This is a genomic window from Pedobacter sp. GW456-11-11-14-TSB4, assembly GCF_059424425.1.
In genome coordinates, this window is the sequence record NZ_JBWKZK010000001.1 from 615,195 (window position 1) to 640,848 (window position 25,654).

The following is a 25,654-nucleotide window of genomic DNA, read 5'->3' on the forward strand; positions in this document are numbered from 1 at the left end:
ACGTACCAAACAAAACCAAATATGCAATTTGACAGAAAAGGTAAAGATGATGCACAACTTTTAGCATTATACAAATCGTTACTTTACCCACGCATGGTAGAGGAAAAAATGCTTATTTTATTGCGCCAAGGCAGAATTGGCAAATGGTTTTCGGGTATTGGACAAGAAGCCATAGCAGTTGGTAGTACTTTGGCTATGCAAAGCGACGAATACATTTTACCAATGCATAGAAATTTGGGCGTTTTTACCAGCAGAAATATTCCTTTAACCAAATTAATGGCTCAATGGCAAGGCAAAGTAACGGGTTTTACCAAAGGTCGCGACCGCTCTTTTCACTTCGGTACGCAAGATTATAAAATTATTGGAATGATTTCTCATTTGGGGCCACAAATGGCATTGGCCGATGGGATTGCTTTAGCCGATTTGATTGCCAAAAAAAAGAATGCAACTTTAGTTTTTACAGGCGAAGGTGCCACAAGCGAAGGCGATTTTCATGAAGCAATTAATGTGGCTGCAGTATGGAATTTGCCAGTAATCTTTTTAATAGAGAATAATGGTTATGGCTTATCAACCCCAACAAACGAACAATATAAATGCAAGAATTTAGTAGATAGAGCATTAGGTTATGGTATTGAAGGTGTACAGTTAGATGGAAATAATATTTTAACTGTTTATGATAAGCTAAGCGAATTGGCCGAAAGCATTCGCCAAAATCCTAGACCAGTTTTGGTGGAGTGTTTAACTTTTAGAATGCGTGGTCACGAAGAAGCTTCGGGCACTAAATATGTTCCTCAACAACTGTTTGATGAATGGGTGAAGAAAGATCCAGTTCAGAATTTTGAGAATTATTTGCTAGGCGAAAAAGTATTGGATGAGGATGCAATTGCAAGCATTAAAAGCAAATTTAAAGCCGAAATTGAAGCGGATGTGGAACTTGCTTTTAACGAACCAGAACCTACGGCGAATGATGCGACAGAGTTGGAGGATATGTTTTATCCTTACCAACAAGAAATTGCAGCACCTGTAGAGACTAAAACCGAACTGCGTTACTTAGATGCCATAACGGCTGGTTTAAGAGAAGGAATGCAAAAGCATGATAACTTGGTGATCATGGGCCAGGATATTGCAGAATATGGTGGCGCTTTTAAAATAACAGATGGTTTTGTAAATGAATTTGGTAAGGCAAGAGTTCGCAATACCCCTATTTGCGAATCTGCAATTGTGGGTACAGGTTTAGGCTTATCTATTAATGGTTACAAGGCTGTTGTAGAAATGCAGTTTGCTGATTTTGTAACTTGTGGATTTAACCAAATTGTAAACAATTTAGCCAAAACCCATTACCGTTGGGGCGAAAAGGCTGATGTAGTTGTTCGTATGCCTACAGGTGCAGGTACTGGAGCTGGTCCGTTTCACTCGCAAAGTAATGAAGCTTGGTTTACCAAAACACCAGGTTTAAAAGTTGTTTATCCTGCTTTCCCTTATGATGCAAAAGGTTTATTAATAGCTGCTATTGAAGACCCTAATCCGGTAATTTATTTTGAGCATAAATACCTGTACCGAAGTTTGAGCGGCTTGGTACCTGATGGCTATTACACTGTAGAAATTGGCAAAGCAAATGTGCTAAGACAAGGAGAACAATTAACTATCATCACTTATGGTTTAGGGGTTCACTGGGCTTTAGAGTACTTAAAACAGCATGATGAAACTAGTGCTACGTTGGTAGATTTGGTAAGTTTACAACCTTGGGATAAAGAAACTGTTGCCAAAGCAGTTAAAGCAACTGGACGAGTAATTATTTTGCATGAAGATACTGTTAGTAGTGGTTTTGGCGCAGAAATTTCTGCTTGGATAGCTGAACATTGTTTTGAATATTTAGATGCTCCTGTATTACGTTGCGCTAGTTTAGATACCGCCATACCAATGAGCAAAGTTTTAGAAGATAGTTTTTTAGCCAAAAGCAAATTGGGAAAAGTGGTGGAGAAGATATTAGCGTACTAACCCTTGGCACGATAATAGTCCATCTGTAAATAAGATACCTAATTTATGGATGCGTTATGAAATTGTACACTATTTTAATCTTAATCGCTTGTTTTAGTACAATTATTGGATGCAAACAGTTTAAATCTGATCATCCGGAAGCGGCGTTAAGCGATGAATTTGCAACAGATTTAACCGCAAAATCTATTATCGATTACAGCAATCAAATAGATCAGAAACAATCAAAACTTGCTAAAACAACTAGCTTGGTTTATATGCTTGGTGATTTATCATTTTATGTAGAAAAATTTACAGAAAATGGCAACACTGTTTTAATTACCGAGCATGCCTACAACGGTGGCGCAAGTAATACATTAAAATCCTATTATTTTAGGAATGATAGTTTGGTTTTAGAGAAAGTAAGAAATGAACTATCTAACAATGAAGGAAAAATAATAAAGAACAGCAGAACCTTTTTAAGAAGCAATACGGTTTTTAAAACAGAAAACAGAACAGCATCTGCCGAAGATGCGATTGAAGCCCTACCCTATGTAGATGTTCCATTAAGTTTAAGCGCAAAAAATGATAAAACTTATCTAGAAACTGTAAAAACTTTAAATGAAGTTTTAGAAGGGAAAGATAGGTTTGATATGGTTTTCGAAAATATAACCACCTACCCAGATAGCAGGTATATCATTTTAAAGAGTAAAGTGCAAAACAGTTACACTGCGAGTATTTTAGTACAACAAAAAGATCAATTGGTAGATAGTTTATTAAACAGCCCAATCGATTTTAAAGACGAAAAACTAGACCTTAAGTGGAAGGTAATTGACAGAGAAGCAGTTTATGTACCAGTGGCCAATAACACTTCTGCCAAGGGATTAAATAAATAGATATTTCCATTATCCAAACATAAACATCTATAACGCTTTCTTACACGCTCCCCTTTTTTAAACTTTCTGCCATCCTTTAGTGCAAAAACTGCGTTGACCGGAATTTCTTCTATACGGGTAGTTGATACATTAGTGTCGTACTTTTTTAGCGCTCTTGCTAAGGTTAAATCGGTACAACTTGATGCCGCTGGATTATCTAAGTAATTGGTAATGGTATGATGAATATCGGTAGGAAAGATGTTAAGCTCGAAAAATGGCTTCATCATTCGCTTAAAATTATTCTTCCACTCTATGCCGTGAGGTTTTACTTTATTCTTATGATCGTTGTAAGTTAGCAAGTGTGCAAACTCATGTACAGTAGTTACCAAAAAAGCATATTGATTTAAATCGTTGTTTACAGAAATCTTATGTCCATTGCCTTTAAATGGATGTCGATAATCGCCTAGTTTTGTGGTTCTATTTTTTGAAATTTTAAATTCACACTGAAAATAATCAATCCATTTGGCAATAATTGGAGCCGCTTGTTCTGGTAAATATTGTGCTAAAACTTCAATTTTGTTCACAGTGCAATTTAAGGATTTTATTAAGATTTTTTATAAAATGGATATTTAGAAGTCTTCAAGGTTTCGGCAGGTGAGACAGCAAGAGATAGATAGGAAAAATAATGTTTTAATGATTAGCCCTTTTTTTATACTTACAGAACCACCCCGCCTTTCAGGCACCCCTTAGAAGGAGGGGAATTGCATTTTGCTAGCGTGAAGGATAGTAGCGAAAATACTTTTTGGAGTTAAAGGCGCAGCCTAGCCAAAAAGATTGTAGCGAATAGCCTGACCCTTGCGCAGCTTGGGACACGCCCAAATAAACTATAAATACTAAAATCGATTATAAGATAAATCTGAAATCGGGATGACAAATTTTAGCAATAAGGAAACACAATTACTTTAAAAATTGGTAAGCCAGTAACGCTGCTAAGTACGCCAGAGCCGTCATATAAACCAGTTGAATCATTGGCCATTTCCATGATTTAGTTTCGCGATATACCACCGCAACCGTACTCATGCATTGCATGGCAAAAGCATAAAACAACATTAAGGATATCCCTGTGGCGAATGTATAAATTGGTAAGCCTGTGATACTATTCTTGGATGCGATCATTCTTTCTCTTATAGTTCCTGTGTCTTCATCTCCTCCATCTACACTGTATATTGTAGCCATTGTGCCCACAAAAGCTTCTCTAGCAGCAAATGATGTGATGAGCGCAATACCTATCTTCCAATCATAACCCAAAGGCCTAATTGCAGGCTCAATAGCATGCCCTAATATACCTACGTAAGAGTTTTCGAGTTTCTCACTACTAATTAAAGAGTTGATATGATCAGTATTTTTAGTGGTATCAGCCAATTGTGCCGCATATTTTTGTTCAATTCTTTCAAATCGATCTCCTGGACCAAATGATGCCATAACCCAAAGTACAATTGAAATGGCTATAATTACCTTACCAGCTTCAAAAATGAAAGTTTTAGATTTTTCGTAAACCGTTAAAGCAACATTCTTCCATCGAGGCATACGGTAAACAGGCAGTTCCATTATAAAGTAAGATTTTTCCTTCGCTTTGATCAGAAATTTCATCAGCCATGCAACTACAACAGCAGCTGCGATACCTACCAAATACATAAACATTAATGCTATGGCTTGTTTATTGATAACACCAAGCACTTTTTCTGAAGGAACAATGATAGATATGATGAGGATATAAACTGGCAGCCTTGCAGAGCAACTTACCAATGGTGTAACCATAATGGTAATCATTCTGTCTTTCCAACTTTCGATATTACGAGCAGCCATTATGGAAGGAACTGCACAGGCCAAACCGCCAATCATGGGTACAACAGATTTACCGCTTAAGCCTACTTTGCTCATCATTTTATCCATCATAAAAGTAACCCTAGCCATATAACCAGTATCTTCTAAGATAGAGATGAAAGCAAATAAAATTGCAATTTGAGGAACGAAAATAACAATTCCGCCTAAACCAGCAACAACTCCGTCTAATAACAAATCGGTGAGCAAACCCTCGGGTAAACGCTCATGACCAACTGTTGTTAACCAGCCAAATGTACCCTCAATAATATCCATAGGGAAAGATGCCCAAGAGAAAATTGCATTGAAAATAACAAAGAGGATGAGTAAAAATATAGCAAAACCCCAAACTTTATGGGTTAAAATCTGATCTAATTTATCGGTGTTTTTAAACTTGCGCTCAGCACCGGTATCAAAAATAATATCTGTTAAAACTGTGCTTAAATATCGGTAACGGGCAACTGTTTCTGCTCCTTGTAATTTAGATGATTCGAAATTAAATTCTTTTTCAATAGCCTCTATTTCTTGTTGTTGCTGAGGTGTGAAAAAAGTTAAATGCTCATGCTGATGTAAAACCTGCAAGGCATAATAATTATTATCGATATTGATTTTCTGTTTAACAGCAGTTATTGCCTCTGGAGCAAACAAATTAGCATCAACTCCATTAATTTGCGTGCTGATTGTTGTGGTATTTGCAAGCGCTTTTTTTAAAGTATCTAGACCATCATTTTTGCGTGCCGACATGGCCACAACCTGAATGCCCAAACGCTTTGCTAGCATATTTACGTTGATATGGATCCCCTCTTTACGAGCCATATCTGTCATATTTAGCACCAGCAACATCGGTAAACCTAAATCTGCAACTTGCGAGCAAAGTAACAGATTACGCCTTAAGTTAGTAGCATCAGCAACTAGCACAATTACATCAGGATAGCTTGGATTATTTTTATCGGCCAATACCTGAAATACAATACCCTCATCTTTACTTTTGGGGTACAAGCTATAGGTACCAGGAAGATCAATTATTTCGGCAGTTTTGCCATCAGCAAGTTTACAATAGCCAACTTTTTTATCAACAGTGATACCAGGAAAGTTTCCAACTTTTTGATTTAATCCTGTTAAGAGATTAAATAAGGTAGATTTTCCGGTATTAGGATTACCAACTAATGCAACTTTAATATCGGCCAAGGTATTACTGAATTATGATCACAGATGCTTCGCTTTTACGTAAACAAAGTTGATATCCCGCAACGCGGATGGCAATTGGATCGCCAAGTGGAGCTAAGCGCTCTACCTCTACAACTTCACCGGGTAAACAGCCCATTTCCATTAGTTTTACAGACATTTCTAAATCTGTAAAAGCAACGATTGTACCTTGTTCTCCTGGGTTTAACTGCGAAAGTTTCATATACTTAAATATGGCGCAATTTAGCCTTTATTTATATTAAATCCAAATAACAAGAGCGCAATATCTCATAAAAAAAGTCGCTAACTTTTGATTAACGACTTTATATAAAATATTGATTTTATGATTACATCATTCCACCCATTCTCATTCCTCTACCTGGGCCTCCTTGTTGACCAGGAGTACCACTTAAACCAGCTATTTTGCTAAGTGAGTAAGTGAAAGAAAACATGTAATAACGTTTTAATACGTTGAAATTTGAATCTGTAATTGAGTTGCTACCAGCACTTCTTGAAATTCCAGTATTCTGATTAAACATATCGTTAACAGCAACCTTAAAAGTACCTCTATTTTTAAAGAATTGGCGACTGATATAACCATTAACTAAAGTAAAATCTGTATCGTAACCTACGCCACCACCAGTTTGTTTAATGTAGCTAATGTCTGTTTGTAAACGGATATTACCAGGGAACAAGTAACTAATATCAACGTTTGGAGAAAGTCTGTAGAATTTAGTATTGTTACCTATAGTATAAGTTGCTCTCGTCATCGTACCAGAAATACCAGCAACCATATCTAATTTATCTAAATTAGATACTAATCTATAACCGTTAGTAAAAACATACTCGTTGGTAATGTTCTCTAAGTTTGTGGTTATGTTTGTAGCTCTGTTATAACTTGCACGTCCATCTATATTAAGTGTTAGCTTATTACCTTTTATTATTGGCAAACCTAGCGTTCCAAATGCAATGGCATTAATATTACCATCAACGTTTATAAAGCTATTGGCAATTTTACCAAAGTTAGGGTCAGTTTGATCTGTTATTAAGCTCTGACTATTAGCAAATGCATTAAATGTTTGAGTAATAAAAGCACCTAAAAACAATTGTCTATAACTTTTGAAATCAAAATCGTTATAAAAAATTCTCAGGTTGTTAGAGAATGATGGCTTTAAACTTGGATTACCCAAAAATACAGTTTGTGTATTGGTATTATCAGGTATCGGTTGTATTTGGCTTATGTTTGGTTGGTTTGTACGACCATCATATCTTATATTTAACCTTTTAGTTGTACTAAAGGTATATCTAAAATTTGCCGAAGGAGTTAAATTGATAAAGTTTTGAGTAAAAACATTATCAGTTGTTAGGTTGGCGTTTTCACGGTGTGTCTGTTGTGCTGCAACACCTACGTTCCAATTGTATTTTTTCTCGTTCTTACTAAAACTGAAACCTAAAGCATTCGTAAATGTTTTGTTCTCAAATTCATTACTGAAATCAACATTTACTACATCATATTGCTGAGTAGTATTGTTAAAATCATAAACAAATCTACTTTGGTTATCAAAATTAAATCCATTTTGATAATTTAACTCTAAGTTTAATGTTTTAGAAAGCGGCTCTGTAAAAACCAACCTTGCAGTATTACCAAAAGAAGTAGATGTGTTATCGATTAACTGATTTAAGTTTCTCTGTGAAACTGCATTAGTTGGCGAAGTTAAAGTTTCTGGGTTAATATTGAAATTTTCTGCATCATTATCATTATAGTTTGTATTTACATTTAATGATAAAGTACGACCTCTACGTTGAAACTTCTTTCTAATCAACATAGTGTTGCTTAGAGATGGAGATTTAGAATTACTATTGAAACTTTGCGAACCAACTGCATTACCAATTAGGGAAATTCTGTTGTAATTATTCATACTCACAGCGTCATTATCAGTATATGATATATTTGGCTGTATTCTAATAGATGTTGTAGAGTCGATTTTAGTATCTAAAGTGAAATTTAAACGATGATTTAAACGCTCAGTTGTACTTTCTAAATCACTTCTGTTAGAGTTGGTATTATTTCCTAAAAATGTTTGTGAAAATGAGCTGTTGGTATTAAATAATGAAGTTTTATTAAAGAAATAACTACCATTAAACTGAGTGCCATTTTTATAAGTATCAGCAAAGTTAATACCTGCCGCATTTGTTGTAGTAATACCAGCTTGCTGACCATTACCACCTCCAAAATTTTGTCCACGGCCACCACCGCCACCAACACCACCACCAAAGTTTTGTTTGTTTACGTTGTTAAACTGTCCAAGTAATGAAATCTGTTGATTTTCATTAAATCTAGTTATACTTAAATTTACATCATATCTATCATCAGTTCCGTAGCCTACAGTATTATTACCTACAAAACCTTTGTTTTTTACGCCATTTTTGGTTACAATGTTGATGATTTTTTCACGATTTCCATCATCTACACCAGAAAATTTCGATTGATCTGACATGTCATCAATAATCTGAATTTTATCAACCATATCAGCAGGCAAGTTTCTAGTTGCTAACAATGGATCAGTACCCATAAAGTCTTTACCATCTACCCTTACTCTTTTAATGGTTTCACCTTGTGTAGTTACTGTACCATCTTTTGAAACCTCAACACCTGGTACTTTTTTCAATAGATCTTCTACCACAGAGTTTTCTTTTACCTTAATGGTTTTGGCATCAAACTCTAAAGTATCCTTCTTAACCACTACTGGAGGAATTTCACCTTGTACAACCACTGTGTTCAATTGCACACCAGTGTTTTCCATTACCAAATCACCAAAAGCCACGCTTGGCTTGGCAGCAGTTATCTCAAAATCTTTATTAATTGTTTTTAAGCCTATATAAGCAATATACAATTTGTATTTGCCCGGAGCTAAACCGGTAACTGTAAAAGTTCCGTTTGCATTGGAGTTTGTGCCACCAACTGTTACCGAATCTGATAATCGCTTTACTGCAACAGATGCATAGTCAACCGGTGTTTTATCTTTGCCATTTAAAACTTTACCAGTTGCCGAACCACCTGTTTGGGCATTGGCATAATAGCTTATAAATAGCAAAGCAAAAATTATTGTTTTTTGTAAAAAAGTCTTCATTTGTATTGTTTATAATTTTGTAAAGTTACCCTATCAGACTACGGTTTGCCACAAAAGTTTGTTAGCACGTGATAAAAAATGGGTAACATTTTAAATACAACTAACTTTATCGTTACAGAGTAGGATTTGAGATTGAGCGTTAAAAAAAATTGGGATGAATAAACTGGGTTTAATACGCTTTAAATCGTGATTTTGGCATTTTCGGACAATGGCAGGATGGTTTAAACAATCCGCATGAACTTAGGATTAACACCATAAAAAAAATTAATATTAGATTAAACCCTCTTCTCATTATAGTTTGATAAGTGAAGTAATGCATAGCTAAAAACACCCATTAAACAACCAATCATATCACATCCAAAATCCCACCATTCTGCAGAGCGATAGGTAAATAGTTTCCATTGCATGAATTCTATTGAACCACCCAAAATAGCTGATATCAGAATAATTTTAAATATGGTTAATGACCTGAAACTAAAGTTGTGCTGATAATTGATTTTACCATAAAACAGCAAAACAGTAAGCACATAAAAAAAGCCTAAATGGGCCATTTTATCAAAACCTTCGAAGAAAAAACCAGAAGAGCTATCGCTTTCTGGCATTTTAATATTGCAAAGCACTAAAATAACAACAGCCCAAACTATAGACCAACGCTGTGATTTTAGTGCTTCATAAATTTTCATCAATTAAGCACCAACTAATGCTTTGTAATCATCAGCACTTAATAGTGCATCAACTTGAGCAGCATCGCTTAAAGTAACTTTTACCATCCAGCCTTCGCCATATGGATCAGAATTTACTAATTCTGGGTTATCATTTAGCGCAGAATTAACTTCTAAAACAGTTGCAGTTACAGGCATAAATAAATCAGATACCGTTTTTACAGCTTCAACTGTTCCAAATTCTTTTTCTTGCTCTACTTCTTCGCCAACGGTATTGATATCTAAATAAACAATATCACCTAATTCACGTTGTGCGAAATCGGTAATACCGATAAAGGCTTCGTTTCCTTCTACTCTAACCCACTCGTGGTCTTTTGTGTACTTTAATTCTGATGGAAAATTCATTGTAATATATTTTATAAATCTTATTAGTTAATATTTGTTGCGCAAAGATAATTATTAAACTGCGCTATAACAATTACTAATTTAGTGTCATTCTCAAACTAAACCCAAAATTGCTAAAGGAAGTATTAAATGATTGCGATGTATAAGGTTTTGTAATATTCGAATCATAAAACAACCGAACATTAAAACGTTGGTTTAAAACATAATCTACACTTGGTCTTAAAGTGATATTTTTTGCTCCTGATGATACTTCTGCTTCTTCTATATCTGCTCTGTAAATTACAGTCTTATTATCTCTAACAGAAACATCAAGTTTGAAATCCATATTGTTATCTAATTTTAGATTACTAAACAAACCAAAAGGAAAACGGAATTTTGTAGTTCGATAGCCTAAGCCAAAAACCAAGTTATTTTCTGACAATTGTGCCAACTGGCTATTTGCCAAACTTAAAGCCATAATTCTGGTTTTATTGATCTCAAAATTTGCCGTAAGATTGTTCTTCAACCTCGTATCAATTCCAATTAATGGGGCAAACTGTTCTGAAATGTTGGCTTGAGCAAACTGATAAAAAGGTAAAAAATTCTGATTTACATCTCTACTAGATACAAAGCCATTGGTTTCTTGGTATTTGATTAAGCTATTAAATCCATTTACACTATAGGTAGAACGATAACCGTGTCTCAAGCTCAATTCTGAAAGTCGATCGGCTATAAAAGGAATTTTCGATAAACCACCGTACGTTATTCTCCAGTTAGGGAGTGGTATTTTAGGTAAGCTATTTAAACTTGATGAGTTTGCCTTTTTGCCAGTATAAGCAGCCAGAAATGAAGAAATGATTACATCTTGAGAGCTCTTATCATAACCATCGGCAAATCCGTTTGCATTACCCGATGAATTTGGATTTTGCGCACCCAATCTATTAGAAATGGTTGGTCTATTCGCCATAAACTCATTAAACAACGATGAAACCGTACTTCCATTTTTATCTTTGAAAGCAGTTCTTAGACTGATAATCGAAACGCTATAATCACCAGTTGTAGTCGGGCTTAAATTTCTAAAAGTATTGATGCTGTTATCATACCTAAAATTTGTTGAGTAATTTAATGTTTGATTTCTTACGGCGCTTAACGTAATTTTAAAATCTCTTAATGGTTCAATTGTGCCTGTTAATTGAAAATCTTCTCGTAATGTATTAATGTATAATTGAGTTTGTAATTCATCTGTGGTTAGCCAACCGCTGTTAAATGCCATATCTCTTATATCTCGTTGACTACCAAAAACAAACCCTAAACCTGGTGCCCCAGTTACATCATCAACCCCAAAATATTTGGTTCTAGGTAAATATCCTGGCAAGAAAGTTCCTTTGGTTTGTGTAAATGCCACATTTACATTTTTAACACTGGTTAATAAGCCCAAAAGCATATCAGAAAACGTTGATGTTGAATCTGCTTTGTTAATGCTTTTACGAATGAACCCAAATTTATTATAAAGTTTAGTTAACGATAAAGTAGGGTTTACTTGTATAGTTCTAGAGTTTTGTATGGTGTTACCCAAATTAATACTCGGATCTCTTAAGGTAGAAAGCGGCTCGGTTTGCCAATTAAAATTAGTACCGTAAATGGTTGCTACAGTTAACCAATCCATCCCCGGAATTTTACCAATTGGCAAATTATATCTCACATTTAAGTTGTGATTGTAATCTGTTGTTCTGCCCAAAGTTTTTAGATTTTGCCAAAGCGTATCTCTTTTTAAACCTTCAATCCTGCCATCTGGCTCATCAATAATTGAGTAGTTTGTTGCATCAAAATCTAAACTTAAAGAGTTGGTTAAATCCCAAGCTATACCATAAACTCTCGATACCAGAAAGTTTTTATTGAAGGTAGTATTGATAGGCAGGAAATTATTTGGATCATTATTCCTTAAGGTATTCTCTGCATAAAAACGATCAACATCTAACCTAAAATTAATGGCACTTGGCATTAAAGTGATGTTAAAATCTTTTAATAGTTTTAAGGTATTAGATTTGATAATTTTATCAAAAGGCATGTAGTTTTTAGGCGTACGAGCGTAATTATAAGCTATCGAACCACGATAATTGCGTTGTATGCTTCGCTCATTGATAAAATCGCGATGATCGAATTTAGTTTGTGCATAAGAAAAATTAAAGTTTTCTATATCCCATAACTGTACCTTTTTATCTGGGTTGGTTCTCTCTTTACGAACATTTGTAAAGTTAATGCTGTTTCTAGTAGTATAATCTTGGGCGAAGTTCAAAATAGAATCTCGTTGAGCTTTAGATGCGTTTGCCAATGCATTTTTTAATTCGATATCAGGTGTACGAGGGTCAAATTGTGGTGTAGCTACCTGTTTAGAATAACTCACATACATTGGTATTTTAATGCCTGATTTTTGTGGCAAAAATTTACCTAACTCAATACTTGATGATACATCGATAAATTCGTTATCTGCACGATTACGTTCGCTCACTTTCTTTTCTAATGAACCAAAACCGATTGTAGATTTACTTCCTGAAATATTTAAATCGGCAAAATCTGCTAATTTCGCATTCATTCTTGCTGTAGCTGCCCAACCACCACGCTCATCAAACTCAGTTAAACGCAGCTCATTAAACCAAACCATTGCACTTTTATCCAATCCATCATCTCCAGCAGGCGAAGCAGGATTACGCAATGGATTTTTAATACCCAACATGTAAATTCTTACCTTACTCATATCTGGTTGCCCTTTTACCACAATTGTATTTCTACCATCGGTGTAGGTAAACGGAACATTAATTGGCCATGGCAAACCTCCACTTGTACGAGCTTGATTTCTTGCTGTTTTAGCCTTTTGAAAAAGTTCAAGTTCAATATCCATTTTATTTTCATCTGGCCAAATTGCTGCCGGATCGCTTGTAAATGGTTGTGTAACTTTTAAAGGCTGATTGTATTCGTAATAGTTATCTAAATTATCTGTACCAATTCTTAAAAATGCTTGCAATTCATAGTCATCCAAAGGATCATTGTTTGGCAAGTCTTCTAAATGGACAAACATTTCTAAACGTTTGTAAGATCTAAAATCGTTTATGGCAGTTTTGAAAGCAGCTCTTCCATATCCATCTCTTAAACTTTTTACAATTACAGAAAGTGACTGCTCGTTCTGACGGGTATCTCCTCTAAAATTGCTAAAATCTCTTTCTCTAACAATCCCTGGAGGCACAACGTATGGAATTGGTGAACGTTTACCATTTTCTTCAATATTTACCGTTGCCACTTCTATAGTAGAGTTATCTGGCGTAGCCGGAAGTAAAGATTGATCTGCAATTACGTTTATAGATTCATTTTTAGCATTAAATTGGCGCCAATCTCCTCTTACAAACTGTACTTTGGCAAACCTTAAAATTGCAGTATCGGCGAAATTTGTCATAAACATCCTCACAAATCTTATTGATTTAAAATCTTGGATATTACCTATTTTTTGTTGGTATTGTGCTAATGGAATTCTGATTTGATACCACGTTGCATTTTGGGTTTGTCCATTTGCCAATCTAACAGGAGTTACCACTTTATCGGTTACAAAATTTTGTCCAACAATTAAATCTGATGGTCTCATGGATATTTTATACTGAAAATATTCATCAGATTGTGTCATATTGTTATCTCTGTTGATATCCTCACCATCTGGCAAAGCAGTTGATGCAGAGTTTTGTAAACCCAATTCATCTAAAGATTGCTGAGAGGTTTTAGAGTTTCCCTCTGGGCCGTTAAAGTTTTTATAACGTTCTAAAATTCCAGCATTTGTATTGTCTAAATTGCCACCTCTAAAATATGAGTAGTCATCAGACGATGGATCGTTACCAAAAGCCAAAGCAGCATCTGGATTTAATTGTGCTGTAATCTGACTAATTAACGCTGCAAATTTTGCTTTTTCATTTGCATTAGATAAGCCATCTAAACCTACATCTTGTGCTCTTCTGGCTGCCGGATTATTATCAAAAGCTTGTATTACTGGTTGTAATTTGGTTACCCTACCCCAACTAGTTTCATCATATTTGCTAGGATCTTCATCTGCAGGCAAACCGTTTTCTAAAGATTTTCTTCCATCTTTTAAAATATCTTCAGAGATGTTACCGATGTTAAAATATAAATCTCCACCCTGTGAAGCTGGTTTATACATGAAAGGATCCATCATCCAAAGTTCGATGTATTCGATATTGTTAGCTTCAAAATCATTAATATCTACACGCCTAGAAATACCACCCCAACGTGATCTAGGATTATTTAAAAAACCATTATTAGCAAAACCAGTAGTAGTGTAATTATAAGGACCACGTAACATCGGGTAATAAGCCAAATCTAAAGTTGGCAAATTAATTTGCTGTCCGCTGGCTATCTCTTTAAAAGGAAAAACTTCTTGCTCTAATATTTCTCTCACATAGTGATTAGAAAGCTCATTTCTATTGTTTCTTAAACTCGATGGAAGGTCTGAAGAACTCTGATTATAAAAGATAGGATCGATATTATAAAATGCCAATTTTGCTCTATTGTAACCATAAGCTAGATCATCTATCAATTGAGATTCTGGAAAAAATTGTGGCGTATTAGATATTTGCCAAGGAATAGCACTTTTTAAATCTACGATAGAACGTGAAGCTTCAAAATCATCTAAATAACTCGCTCCACCTTTATCAACACCAGAATTTATAGCACTAGGATGCCCAGGAACTAACTTTGCATATTCGCCAGCAAAGCTGATGCTTGATGGTGCTTTAGTAGAGATAAAAGGGATTTTATCAACCAATTTGGTTAAAAACCTTGATGGTGAACTATAATTTGCATCGAAACCAAAAATGGTATTCGAAATTGGCTCTTCGCGATAATTAACTTTTTGAGTAAGTGGCTTTTCTGATAAGTTCATGAAAGTACCACCTAAAGTTAGTTTAGGATTTACCCGATAATCAAATCTGGCCCCAAAAAGAGATCGTTGCTGTAAGCCAAATAACTCGTTATTTTCAGTAGTAATTCTAATCGGCTGACCAGAAATCAGCACTGCTGTATTTACAATTTTAACTCTACCCCCTTGGTAATCTACAGTATAATCTGCTCCTTCCTGCAAAGGAATTGTACCTGCAAAAACTTTAACAGAGCCTTCGGTTACATTGATCGAATTTAATGAAAACTCTGATGCAATTTCTGATTGATAGGCACCCTTGATGATGTATAAATCTTTTTTAGCAAAAAGCTGTTGTGCAACTACTTTGGTAGAATCATACAACTCTGGATAAGTATATTTATCAGCCAAAGGTTGCTCTCCAGGTAAGCTAAATTTGTCGGCCAAATCTTTACCAAATGGCTCAATTAATGGAAAAATTACTCTACCATTTAATGGATCTATAGTAACGTAACCGTTATTGGTATTGTTAATTATAATGTTTGCGTTTGAGCTATTTAAAGTATTTGTATTAGGCAAACTACTTTGATATTGCTGTTGTGTGCTTACAAATGGTTTATTTTCTGCCTCAAAATCGAAAATACCATCTGGCTTTTTCTCTTTCTGCTGATTGAGCTGATCTAAATTTGTTAAGGATATAAATTGTTTTAACGCTGTTCTAGATCCTTCTCTAAGTAAAGGCGTTTCTACTCCAGTTTTATCATCAATCCTAAAAATGTCTAACTTAAAATTTTGCGGACTAATTTGATATCCACCAATCGAGTAAATGTTTTTCATCATCAAATCCCAAGTTGGCAAATTTGTTTTAATCGTTTCGTTTTTTAATAATTTGGTATATAACACATTCGGCACCGCCTGATCGAAAGCTACATCTGTAGAAAATTCTCCTACTTGATACTCTGCACCATTAAAAGTATAGCGATAAGCAACTGTTAAAATTTCATCAGCATTTAAAGCATTATTTAAGGAAATGTAACCTAATTGAGGCTGAAAGGTATATTCTCTCTCCGTTAGTTTTCTAGCATAGGTTAATTTCGCAAAATTGTCTGTAGCTCCATTTGCTGCAAAATAAGAAATTACACCATTGCTATTAGTTTGGCGAGCACTTGCAGGCAAGTTGGCTAATAAATTATTAGATTGAGTAGGAAAAGTTGGATTTGTAAAGCCTGATGGAAGCACTGATCCACCTCCAGTTACTTGTGCGGTATTGTAAGGTTGATTTTCACCTAAATCTAAAAAACCCAAAACATCTCTAGAATCTTGGGTATTACCTGTTTTATTGGTAATCCAAACTTCTATTTTAGTTACCAGTATGCCAGAGAGCACCGTTGGTGGATTTGCCAATGCTCTATTGTAATTATCTCTAAAGTATTTTGCTAAAAAGTAATGCTTATTTGCTTCGTAATCGCTACCTATAACCCTATATTCATTTTGCTGTGCACCATTATTAATTTGCAGTTCTCTAGACTGAGATTTTTGTTGACTGAAAACTGTAGAAACATCAAGCTTGCCAAACTGCATTTGTGTTTTTATACCAAATAAAGCTTGAGTACCATTAATTAAGGTACTATTTAGAGGTAAGCTAACATTACCTGCCTCAATTTTTTTAATGATATCGTCTTTACTGCCTGTATAATCCAATTTAATCTGGTTTTCGAAATCAAATTGGGCCTCGGTGTTGTAATTCATTTTAATTTTTAGCTTCTCACCGATGTTTCCGGTCACATCCATTTGGATACGCTGATTAAAATCAAAATTACTTTGTACACGTTGGCGTTCGTTGAAAAGCGGATTTTCGTTTTTGTTGATACGCCCTAAAAAGGTAAGTTCTGCATCACCCCTTGGCTGTATATCTATAGTTGTGCCGCCAAATATTTTCTCGAAAGCTTTACTATTAATTTTTACTGGCGGAATAATTCCGGTTTGCCTTACTTCATTAATTTCGGCATTTGATAGCGTACGCCAATTTTCACGTTTAACTTCACTATTTACCAACCTCAAGTATTGCTCTATGGTTAAATATTGCGGTGCAGAAAATAGCCGATCTCCAATGCGCTCAGTAATAATGTAGCGTCTGTTTTGTGCATCATATTCTACAACACGTTTAACATTATCTGGCAATCCTAAAAAGGGATTTGAATTTGTTCTTAAGCCTAAACCTTGTTTCTCACGGACGTTAAAGGAATTTTTAAGCGTATCTGTTCCTGTTTTTGTTGGAGTTACCTGAGCAAAGGTTTCGCGACCAGCAAAAATAAACAGCAGAAGTACAACTAGCGTAAATTTGTTTCTCAATCGCGAATTATTATAAATTTTTTAAAGCCACTTTTATCATTTGCTCAACCGTTAAATCTTGGTCGGCCTTTTTAATAGCATTATCCAATGCTTTGTCTGCAACTTGTTTGCCAAAACCTAGCATAATCAACGCAGATAACGCCTCATCTCGTGTAGTATTGTGTAGAGGCATAGATATTAAGGAATCTGGTCCTTCCTTTTTCAATTTGTCTTGTAACTCTAAAACAATCCGCTGAGCAGATTTTGCCCCAATACCCTTAATTTGCTGTATTAATGCCACATCTGCCTGTATAATGGCATTCTGTATTTCAACTGGTGTAATAGAAGATAACATCATTCTACAAGTTGTTGGCCCAATACCAGAAACTGATATCAAATGTAGAAATAATCTTCGTTCACCTTCATCGGCAAAGCCATAAAGGGTATGCGCATCTTCTTTAACATGCAACCATGTGTAAATTTTACATCGCTCTGCATTACCAATTGCAGAATAGGTGTTTAGCGATATATTGATGTGATAACCCACACCTCCAGCCTCTACTACTACATAAGTTGGACACTTAAAGGTCAGTTTCCCATCAATATACGCAAACATTATTTATTATTTTTTAGCTAATTTATTTAATAATCCTTTTCTTTTTGGATTTGCAGCCTCTTCTTTTCCTTGTACATCCAATACTGCAATAGTAACCATATTTACAATCTCTCTCACCGAACTTCCTAACTGAACAATATGAACAGGTTTTTTCAATCCTAATAAAATTGGACCAACCGCTTCTGCACCACCTAATTCTTGCAATAATTTATAGGCAATGTTACCCGATTCTAGATTAGGAAAGACAAGTGTATTTGCAGGAGCGTCTACTAAGCTACTAAAAGGAAAGTTCTCTTTCAATAGCGAATTGTTCATTGCAAAATTTCCTTGCATATCGCCATCAACTACAATTTCAGGATGTTGATTGTGCAATATTTGTACTGCCTTTCTAACTTTTTCTGGCACAACACCTTCATTAGAGCCAAAATTACTGTAAGAAAGTAAAGCAATACGCGGTTGTATGTTGAATTTCCTAACCGATTTTTCTAACAATAAGGTTAAATCTACTAATTCTTCTGCAGTTGGATCAACATTTACTGTTGTATCTCCAAAAAACACAGGCCCTTTTTGGGTCATCATCATGTACATACCTGCCACACGATTAACACCTGCTTCGGTTCCAATTACTTGTAAAGCTGGTTTTATGGTAGAAACATAGTTTTTAGTTAAGCCAGAAATCATGGCATCGGCTTCGCCAAACTCTACCATAGAAGCACCAAAATAATTACGATCACGCATTAACTTCTGAGCCTCAAAAAGAGTAATCCCTCTGCGTTGTCTTTTTTGGTACAAAGCTTCAGCATACTTTTTCATTCTTGCAGGCTCTAAAGCAGTCTCAATAATTTCAACTCCTTCTAGCTCTAAGCCGTTTTCTTCTATAATTTGTTGGATGATTTCTTTATTACCCAATAAAATTGGAATGGCAATATTATCATCTTTAACAATTTGTGCTGCTTTTAAAATTTTATAATTATCAGCCTCTGCAAAAACAACACGCTTAGGCGCAGATTTTGCTTTATTGGTTAAAGCTCGCATAATAGAATCATCCATACCTAAACGGCGTTTCAATTCTTCTGCATATGCATCCCAATCGGTAATAATTTTACGGGCAACACCACTTTCTATAGCTGCCTTGGCAACTGCCATAGAAACATTGGTCATTAAACGAAAATCCATTGGCTTCGGAATAATGTATTCTTTACCAAATTTGATATTACGCTCATTATAAGCCATGTTAACGGCTTCAGGAACAGATTTTCTAGCCAAATCTGCAATCGCTTTAACAGCTGCAATTTTCATTGCTTCGTTAATACTTGTAGATCTTACATCTAAAGCTCCTCTAAAAATATACGGAAAACCTAATACGTTATTTACCTGGTTAGGATAATCTGAACGGCCAGTAGCCATAATTAAATCCTTACGAGAACTGATGGCAACATCATAAGCGATCTCCGGATTTGGATTAGCCATGGCAAAAACAATTGGGTTTTTAGCCATAGATTTTAGCATCTCTACCGTAACGCAATCTGCAGATGATAAACCGATGAACACATCAGAGTCTTTCATTGCTTCTGCTAAAGTATTTAAATTACGTGTAGTCGCAAACTCTCTCTTAATTGCATCTAAATTATCTCTATCATGGCGTATAACACCAGTTCTATCGCACATTACAATATTCTCTTTTTTAGCTCCTAAAGAAACGTACAAACGAGAACAAGAAATTGCAGCTGCACCAGCGCCATTAACTACAATTTTAACTTTATCTATTTTTTTCTTCTGTAAATCGCAAGCGTTTAGTAATGCCGCAGCAGATATAATGGCTGTACCATGTTGGTCATCATGCATTACCGGAATATTCATTTCCTCTTTTAAACGGCGCTCAATTTCAAAACACTCAGGTGCTTTAATATCTTCTAGGTTTACACCACCAAAAGTTGGTTCTAATGCTTTTACAATTTTTACAAAATCATCAACATTCTTAGTATCTAACTCAAGGTCAAAAACATCAATATCAGCAAATATTTTAAACAATAAACCTTTACCTTCCATTACTGGTTTTCCAGCCTCCGGACCAATATCTCCTAAGCCTAAAACTGCAGTTCCATTACTAATTACAGCAACTAAATTGCCTTTTGCTGTGTATTTGTATACATCTTCAACGTTATCAGCAATTTTTAAACAAGGCTCAGCAACACCTGGCGAGTAAGCCAATGTTAAATCTCTTTGCGATGAATATGGTTTAGTAGGTACAACCTGAATTTTGCCCGGTCGCCCTTGCGAGTGGTAATCTAAAGCGTCTTGTTTTCTATTCGTTTTACTCATAAAATACATTTTGGTAACGGGCAAAGTTACGACTTTTACTCAGTAATTATATTTAAAGAATTAGAAAAGCACTTCGATTTTCTAAACCTCTTGTAATAGAAATATAAGCTAAGAAATAACATATTTTTCGATTAGGAACTACAAAAACCTACCTCTTTACATCTAATGCTTATCTTATTAATTAGAAAGTGAAAGCAAGTAAATTATCGGAAACTCCAGCCCTGCTATCGCTGCAATCTTTTTGTGGTAAAAACAAAGTCATCCGATGAATATAAGGGCATTTGCATATTCATCGGATGATTATTATGGCAGCAAAAAGTATTTACGCTACTATCAGGCTTAACAACAAAGCAAGCGCAGTAACAATTATTTAAATTACAGGAAATGGAAATTGGTTACACTACTAATCCAAAAAAAATAACATTAAAGTAGATTTAGTCAGCTCTTAATCTTCAGCACCATGCCTGGCTGCAAGGTTACTTTTGTTAAATTATTAGCTTTTTTAATACTCGATACAGTAGCTCCTTCAAATTTTTCGGCTATGCCAGAAAGTGTATCGCCAACTTTAACTTTGTACATTACAAAATCTGGTTTTTCAATTGGCTTACTACTTAAAGCAACTTTACTTCCTTGTATTTTTAAGTTCTGTCCGGGTATAACTGTGCTACTTTTTAAATTATTCCAAACTTTTAAATCCTGAACTTCAATTTTATAAAGGTCTGCAATCTGTGTTAAATTCTCACCAGCTTTTACTTTATGTATCGTAGGAGCTTTTTGCGCAATAGGTTTTTTTCTAACAGCGGCTAGTTTTCTTAAATCCCTCACATCATCGGTAGATGCCAAAATGATATTTTTCTCAACATCCAAATCATTGTTTAGCACATCATACAATAGCGTATAATCCATTTGTGCAACTTGGGGTAAAATAATTCTTTTTGGCGTAAGTTCTGTTCCGTTAACAATTCTTTTTTTATACGATGGATTTAAAACCGCTAATGTTTCTTCCTCATAATTAATTGCTTTGGCAACATCGGCCAATGCCACAAAATGATTTACCTGAACCGTATCTGTTTTAAAGTTAATTACGGCATTTTTGGTTGCAATACCATGCTGATTTGGATAATTCATTAAATATACGGCAGCAATAAAAGCAGGTACGTAATCTCTAGTTTCTTTTGGCAAAAACTGACGGATTTGCCAAAAATCTCTAGAACCAGCCTTTGCAATGGCTCTAGTTACATTCCCTTTACCGCAATTGTAAGCTGCAATAGCCAAAAGCCAATCGCCCAGCTCATCATAAGCATCTCTAAAATATGCTGCTGCAGCGTAACTTGCTTGAATAGGATCTTTGCGCTCGTCCTCAAAATTATCCATGTTTAAGCCATAAGCTTTGGCAGTACTAAACATAAATTGCCACATGCCAGTTGCACCAACTTTTGATATGGCATGAGGATTCATCGAAGACTCTATAATTGGCAAATATTTAATTTCTTCTGGTATATTGTAGGCTTTTAAAGCTTTTTCGAAAATCGGAAAATAATATCCCGATAGGCCCAACATTTGACCCATTCTATTTTTCTGCTTACCTAAAGCATCAATAAAATTTTGAACATATTCATTGTAGCTCAACGGAACAGTTTTTTGAATAGAATCTAATCTCAGCTGATGCAGAAAATTTTGATTGTAAAATAAAACTTGAGTAACAACAGGAGCCTGTACACTATCTGGAGTTGAGTTTTGAGCTATTCGCTTTAAAATCGTATCTGCCTGTGCTGTTTTGGTAACTATCTGAGCAGATGTAGTAAAAAAAGCAAGAAAACTTAATGTGGTTAGTATTATTCTTCTCATAGGCTGTTTGTATTTTCGTTATTTCGATTGACATGTGAAGAGATGAAAAAGATTTCTCGTCACTTCCGATATAAAATCGGAACAAGTGCGCTTTGTCGAAATGACGTAAATTGTTATTCGTTTAAAAAACGATATGATAAATTGAGCAATCCTTCTTCATTAAAATGCTTGGTCATTAATTGTACACTTAACGGTAAACCGCTTTTATTATTGCCCAATGGTAACGCAACTGCCGGTATACCAGCTAATGAAGCTAAAACAGTATAAATATCTGCCATATACATTACCAAAGGATCTTGCATATTTTCGCCTATTTTAAAGGCTGGTGTTGGCGTAACAGGACTTAAGAGAAAATCATAATCAACCAGTAAATTTTCTATTTTTTCTCTAATTAATCTTCTTACCTGTTGTGCTTTTTGGTAATATGCATCATAATATCCGGCACTTAAAACGAAGGTGCCCAATAAAATTCTACGTTTAACTTCTTCACCAAAACCTTCGGCTCTAGATGTTTTATACAATTGGTTTAGGCTTTCTGCCTGCGTGTTTCTATAACCATAATGCACACCATCGTATCTCGATAAATTTGACGAAGCTTCTGCAGTAGTTAAAACATAATAGGTAGGCACTAAATAATCCAACATATCAAAAGAAACATATTCAATAGTGTGTCCTTGAGCTTTAAAGGCTTCAATCGCTTTTAAAATAGCTTCCTTAATTTCAGGATCTAAAGCTTCATTATCAATAGTTTCTTTTAAAACCGCTATTTTTTTACTTCCGCTTTGCGATAAGTTCTGGCTGTAATTTGGAACAGGCAATGCCGAAACTGTGCTATCTGCATCATCTTTACCAGACAAAATTTCTAATAATAAAGCCGCATCGGTAATAGATGAGGTAATGGTACCAACTTGATCAAATGATGAAGCATAGGCGATAATACCATATCTGGAAATACGACCGTATGTTGGTTTAAAGCCAATGTTACCACAAAATGCTGCTGGTTGGCGAACAGATCCACCTGTATCGGTTCCGAGAGCTGCTAAACACATATCCGCCTGCACCGCCACAGCCGAACCACCTGAAGATCCACCTGCAACTCGCTCCTGATCTGCTGCATTTTTAACTACACCATAATAGGAAGTTTCATTTGAGCCACCCATCGCAAATTCATCACAGTTTAACCTGCCAATAATGATGGCATCTTGAGCAATTAAACGTTCAACTACAGTTGATGAATAGGGAGAAATAAAACCTTCGAGCATTTTAGATGATGCCGAAACCTGATGATCTTTGTAGCAAATATTATCTTTAATGCCAATGACCATACCCGCAAGTCTGCCAGCAGTACCATTTTCTAATTTTTGCTGAACAATTGCTGCCTGATTTTTGGCAGAATCAAAAAACACCTCATTAAAAGCTTTGAGGTGTTCGTTTTGCTTAATTCGCTCAAAATAATGGGTTAATAAGTCCTCAATTTTAAGCTGCTTTTGCGTAAGTTGTCCTTGTATCTCTGTTAAAGAGGTATATTTCTTCAAAATTGGAGATTTAGATTTTACGAATTAAGGTTTAGTTTGGTTAGGGTTGTTAGTAGTGTTAGTGGTGTTTTCACCATCAACTCCATCTTTTCCTTCTTTAAACTCTTTCATTCCTCTACCTAAACCACGCATTAATTCAGGAATTTTTTTACCGCCAAAAAGTAACAACAACACTACTACAATTAGTGTAATCTCCATTGGGCCAATAGCGGCTAAAATTGTTGGTTGTACCATGATTATATTTATATTTAATATTATGAAAACTGTTAAGAATGAGTTTCGTTGCTCTTGTTCTCAACTTTAATTTTTTCTTCTTCCACTTTAGCCATTGATGTTTGATCTTGATCTAAGTCTATTTGATCAATTGGTCCAGAATAAGGATCAACAACTGCTACTTCCTCTTCAACTGGATGGTGACGCAAGGCATGATTTTCATCTTCCTTTTTCAACTCCTCTTCATTAGTTACGGAATTAATGTTTCGATGGATTTCTCTTTTTACACCTTCTGAAGCATCTTTAAATTCTCTGATTCCTTTACCTAATCCTCTTGCTAATTCAGGTAGTTTTTTACCACCAAACAACAAAAGCACAGCGACCATAATCAGCATCATCTCTCCGCCGCCCATGTTTAAGAAGTCTAATAGTGTGCTCTGATACATTTTAAATCGATTTTATACAAATATACGTAATAATATAACTTTAGGTTTATCTTGCTACCCAACTTTCTGGATTTAGATGTGTTGCTCCTCTAATAATCTGAAAACCAACCTCTGGTATACCTTCATTTTCTGCAGCAGTACCAATTGTTTGTCTGGTGGTAACCGATTGCCCAGTTGATACACTTACAGATTTTAAATTTTGATAAACGGTAAAATATTCTCCATGTCTAATCAAAACATAATACTTACCGAATATATTGCCAATTTTACCAACTTTACCGTTAAACACAGCTCTTACACTTGCTCCTTCACTTGTTTGCCAAGTAACTCCATCATTTTGCCCTTTTGCAGTTCCAACAGAATATGGCCCAAATCTACTGGTAATTACACCACTAGGCACTGGCCAAGGCAAACTTCCTTTATTATTTTCAAATGCATCAGAAAGTTTTGCATCTTCTGGGCTATTTCTTAAAATCTGACTTGTAGTTCGAGGTTTTGCGCTAACTACAGGAGCTTCTTTACCCTCTGCCTTTGCTTTTGCAGCAGCTAATCTCTCTGCTTCCTTTATCCTTGCTTCTTCTTTTCGTTTTTCTTCTGCAATAATTCGAGCAATCTCAGCTCTCATCTGACGATCTATTGCTGCTTGCTGTTGTCTATTCTTCTGAATGTCTTGCTTGTATTTTCTTTCGTCTCTCGTTAAACCTGTTAAAACTTTAGCTTGCTCATTCTTTTTCCTATCTAACCTACTTTTCTCGCTCTCTTGTTGTTTAAGTAAATCCAGTTTCGCCTTCCTGTCTTTATCTAAAACAGATATCTGATTATTCAAATCTTTCTCTGTTCCTTGTATATAAGCAGCTTGCTTTTTGCGATATTGACTAAATTGTTGTAAAGATTTTATCCTTTTATAAGCCTGATTAAAGTCTTTTGCAGCAAAAACAAACATCATTTTATCATAAGAGTTTTTATTTCGCTGCGCAAACCTAATCATTTCGGCATATTGCTTCTTTAAATCACTTAAACGCAATTGAAGATTATGAACCTTACCTGTATTCTCTGTAATTTGATTATCCAAACTTCTCATTTCTGAGTTAATGGTGCCGATTTTATCCTGCATTAACCTCACTTGAGCTTTTATGGTATTGATTTGTCCTAAAGTAAGTTTTTTACCACTTGCCGTTTTATTCAGATTTTTTTGCGCAAGCTCAATTTGCCGCTCTATGGCTTCTTTCTTTTGCTTTAGTGCTTTAAGTTCTTTACTATCTTGTTGTGCAAAAGCTGTATTAGCTAAAACAATAAATAGCAGAGAAAGAAATAGTTTGTTTAACTTCATTTACGCCAA

Annotated in this window: 16 protein-coding genes; 2 read left to right on the plus strand and 14 right to left on the minus strand. The window is 35.2% G+C overall.

Features of this window, described 5'->3' with window-relative positions:
- The first annotated feature begins 21 nt into the window (after positions 1 to 21).
- Both AC07XU_RS02850 and AC07XU_RS02855 read left to right on the plus strand, forming a co-directional pair.
- Positions 22 to 1,998 (plus strand): alpha-ketoacid dehydrogenase subunit alpha/beta, encoded by a 1,977-nt coding sequence (locus AC07XU_RS02850; protein WP_494942106.1) that lies wholly within the window; start codon positions 22 to 24, stop codon positions 1,996 to 1,998.
- A 56-nt stretch (positions 1,999 to 2,054) separates the two neighbouring features.
- Positions 2,055 to 2,870: a hypothetical protein gene (locus tag AC07XU_RS02855; RefSeq protein WP_494942107.1), complete on the plus strand. Its 816-nt coding sequence runs from the start codon at positions 2,055 to 2,057 to the stop codon at positions 2,868 to 2,870.
- Here AC07XU_RS02855 and AC07XU_RS02860 read toward each other — a convergent pair.
- The 14 genes from AC07XU_RS02860 to AC07XU_RS02925 form a co-directional block, all read right to left on the minus strand.
- Positions 2,822 to 3,433: a SprT-like domain-containing protein gene (locus AC07XU_RS02860; protein ID WP_494942108.1), complete on the minus strand. Its 612-nt coding sequence runs from the start codon at positions 3,431 to 3,433 to the stop codon at positions 2,822 to 2,824. The two genes, AC07XU_RS02855 and AC07XU_RS02860, sit on opposite strands and share 49 nt — an antisense overlap.
- Positions 3,434 to 3,806: 373 nt before the next feature.
- Entirely contained in the window at positions 3,807 to 5,909 is a 2,103-nt protein-coding gene (feoB, locus tag AC07XU_RS02865; RefSeq protein WP_494942988.1) for a ferrous iron transport protein B, read from the minus strand.
- A 13-nt stretch (positions 5,910 to 5,922) separates the two neighbouring features.
- Positions 5,923 to 6,138: a FeoA family protein gene (locus tag AC07XU_RS02870; protein WP_494942109.1), complete on the minus strand. Its 216-nt coding sequence runs from the start codon at positions 6,136 to 6,138 to the stop codon at positions 5,923 to 5,925.
- A 124-nt stretch (positions 6,139 to 6,262) separates the two neighbouring features.
- On the minus strand, positions 6,263 to 9,046 hold the full coding sequence (locus AC07XU_RS02875; protein ID WP_494942110.1) for an outer membrane beta-barrel protein: 2,784 nt from the start codon (positions 9,044 to 9,046) through the stop codon (positions 6,263 to 6,265).
- A 275-nt stretch (positions 9,047 to 9,321) separates the two neighbouring features.
- Positions 9,322 to 9,729, minus strand: a complete 408-nt coding sequence (locus AC07XU_RS02880) for a VanZ family protein (RefSeq protein WP_494942111.1) — start codon at positions 9,727 to 9,729, stop codon at positions 9,322 to 9,324.
- A gap of 3 nt (positions 9,730 to 9,732) precedes the next feature.
- Positions 9,733 to 10,113, minus strand: a complete 381-nt coding sequence (gene gcvH, locus AC07XU_RS02885) for a glycine cleavage system protein GcvH (protein ID WP_494942112.1) — start codon at positions 10,111 to 10,113, stop codon at positions 9,733 to 9,735.
- A gap of 76 nt (positions 10,114 to 10,189) precedes the next feature.
- Complete coding sequence (gene sov / locus AC07XU_RS02890; protein ID WP_494942113.1) at positions 10,190 to 17,356, minus strand: T9SS outer membrane translocon Sov/SprA; 7,167 nt, start codon at positions 17,354 to 17,356, stop codon at positions 10,190 to 10,192.
- Between the two features lie 10 nt (positions 17,357 to 17,366).
- On the minus strand, positions 17,367 to 17,951 hold the full coding sequence (gene ruvA, locus AC07XU_RS02895) for a Holliday junction branch migration protein RuvA (RefSeq protein ID WP_494942114.1): 585 nt from the start codon (positions 17,949 to 17,951) through the stop codon (positions 17,367 to 17,369).
- A 6-nt stretch (positions 17,952 to 17,957) separates the two neighbouring features.
- Complete coding sequence (locus tag AC07XU_RS02900; RefSeq protein WP_494942115.1) at positions 17,958 to 20,273, minus strand: NADP-dependent malic enzyme; 2,316 nt, start codon at positions 20,271 to 20,273, stop codon at positions 17,958 to 17,960.
- A gap of 438 nt (positions 20,274 to 20,711) precedes the next feature.
- The gene (locus AC07XU_RS02905; protein WP_494942116.1) at positions 20,712 to 22,121 is read right to left on the minus strand and encodes a lytic transglycosylase domain-containing protein; all 1,410 of its coding nucleotides are present in this window, start codon (positions 22,119 to 22,121) and stop codon (positions 20,712 to 20,714) included.
- Between the two features lie 113 nt (positions 22,122 to 22,234).
- Entirely contained in the window at positions 22,235 to 23,656 is a 1,422-nt protein-coding gene (gene gatA / locus AC07XU_RS02910; protein WP_494942117.1) for an Asp-tRNA(Asn)/Glu-tRNA(Gln) amidotransferase subunit GatA, read from the minus strand.
- A gap of 24 nt (positions 23,657 to 23,680) precedes the next feature.
- Complete coding sequence (locus AC07XU_RS02915) at positions 23,681 to 23,890, minus strand: Sec-independent protein translocase subunit TatA/TatB (RefSeq protein WP_494942118.1); 210 nt, start codon at positions 23,888 to 23,890, stop codon at positions 23,681 to 23,683.
- Positions 23,891 to 23,922: 32 nt separating this feature from the next.
- The gene (locus AC07XU_RS02920; RefSeq protein ID WP_494942119.1) at positions 23,923 to 24,315 is read right to left on the minus strand and encodes a Sec-independent protein translocase subunit TatA/TatB; all 393 of its coding nucleotides are present in this window, start codon (positions 24,313 to 24,315) and stop codon (positions 23,923 to 23,925) included.
- A gap of 46 nt (positions 24,316 to 24,361) precedes the next feature.
- Complete coding sequence (locus tag AC07XU_RS02925) at positions 24,362 to 25,645, minus strand: murein hydrolase activator EnvC family protein (protein ID WP_494942120.1); 1,284 nt, start codon at positions 25,643 to 25,645, stop codon at positions 24,362 to 24,364.
- Positions 25,646 to 25,654 lie beyond the last annotated feature (9 nt).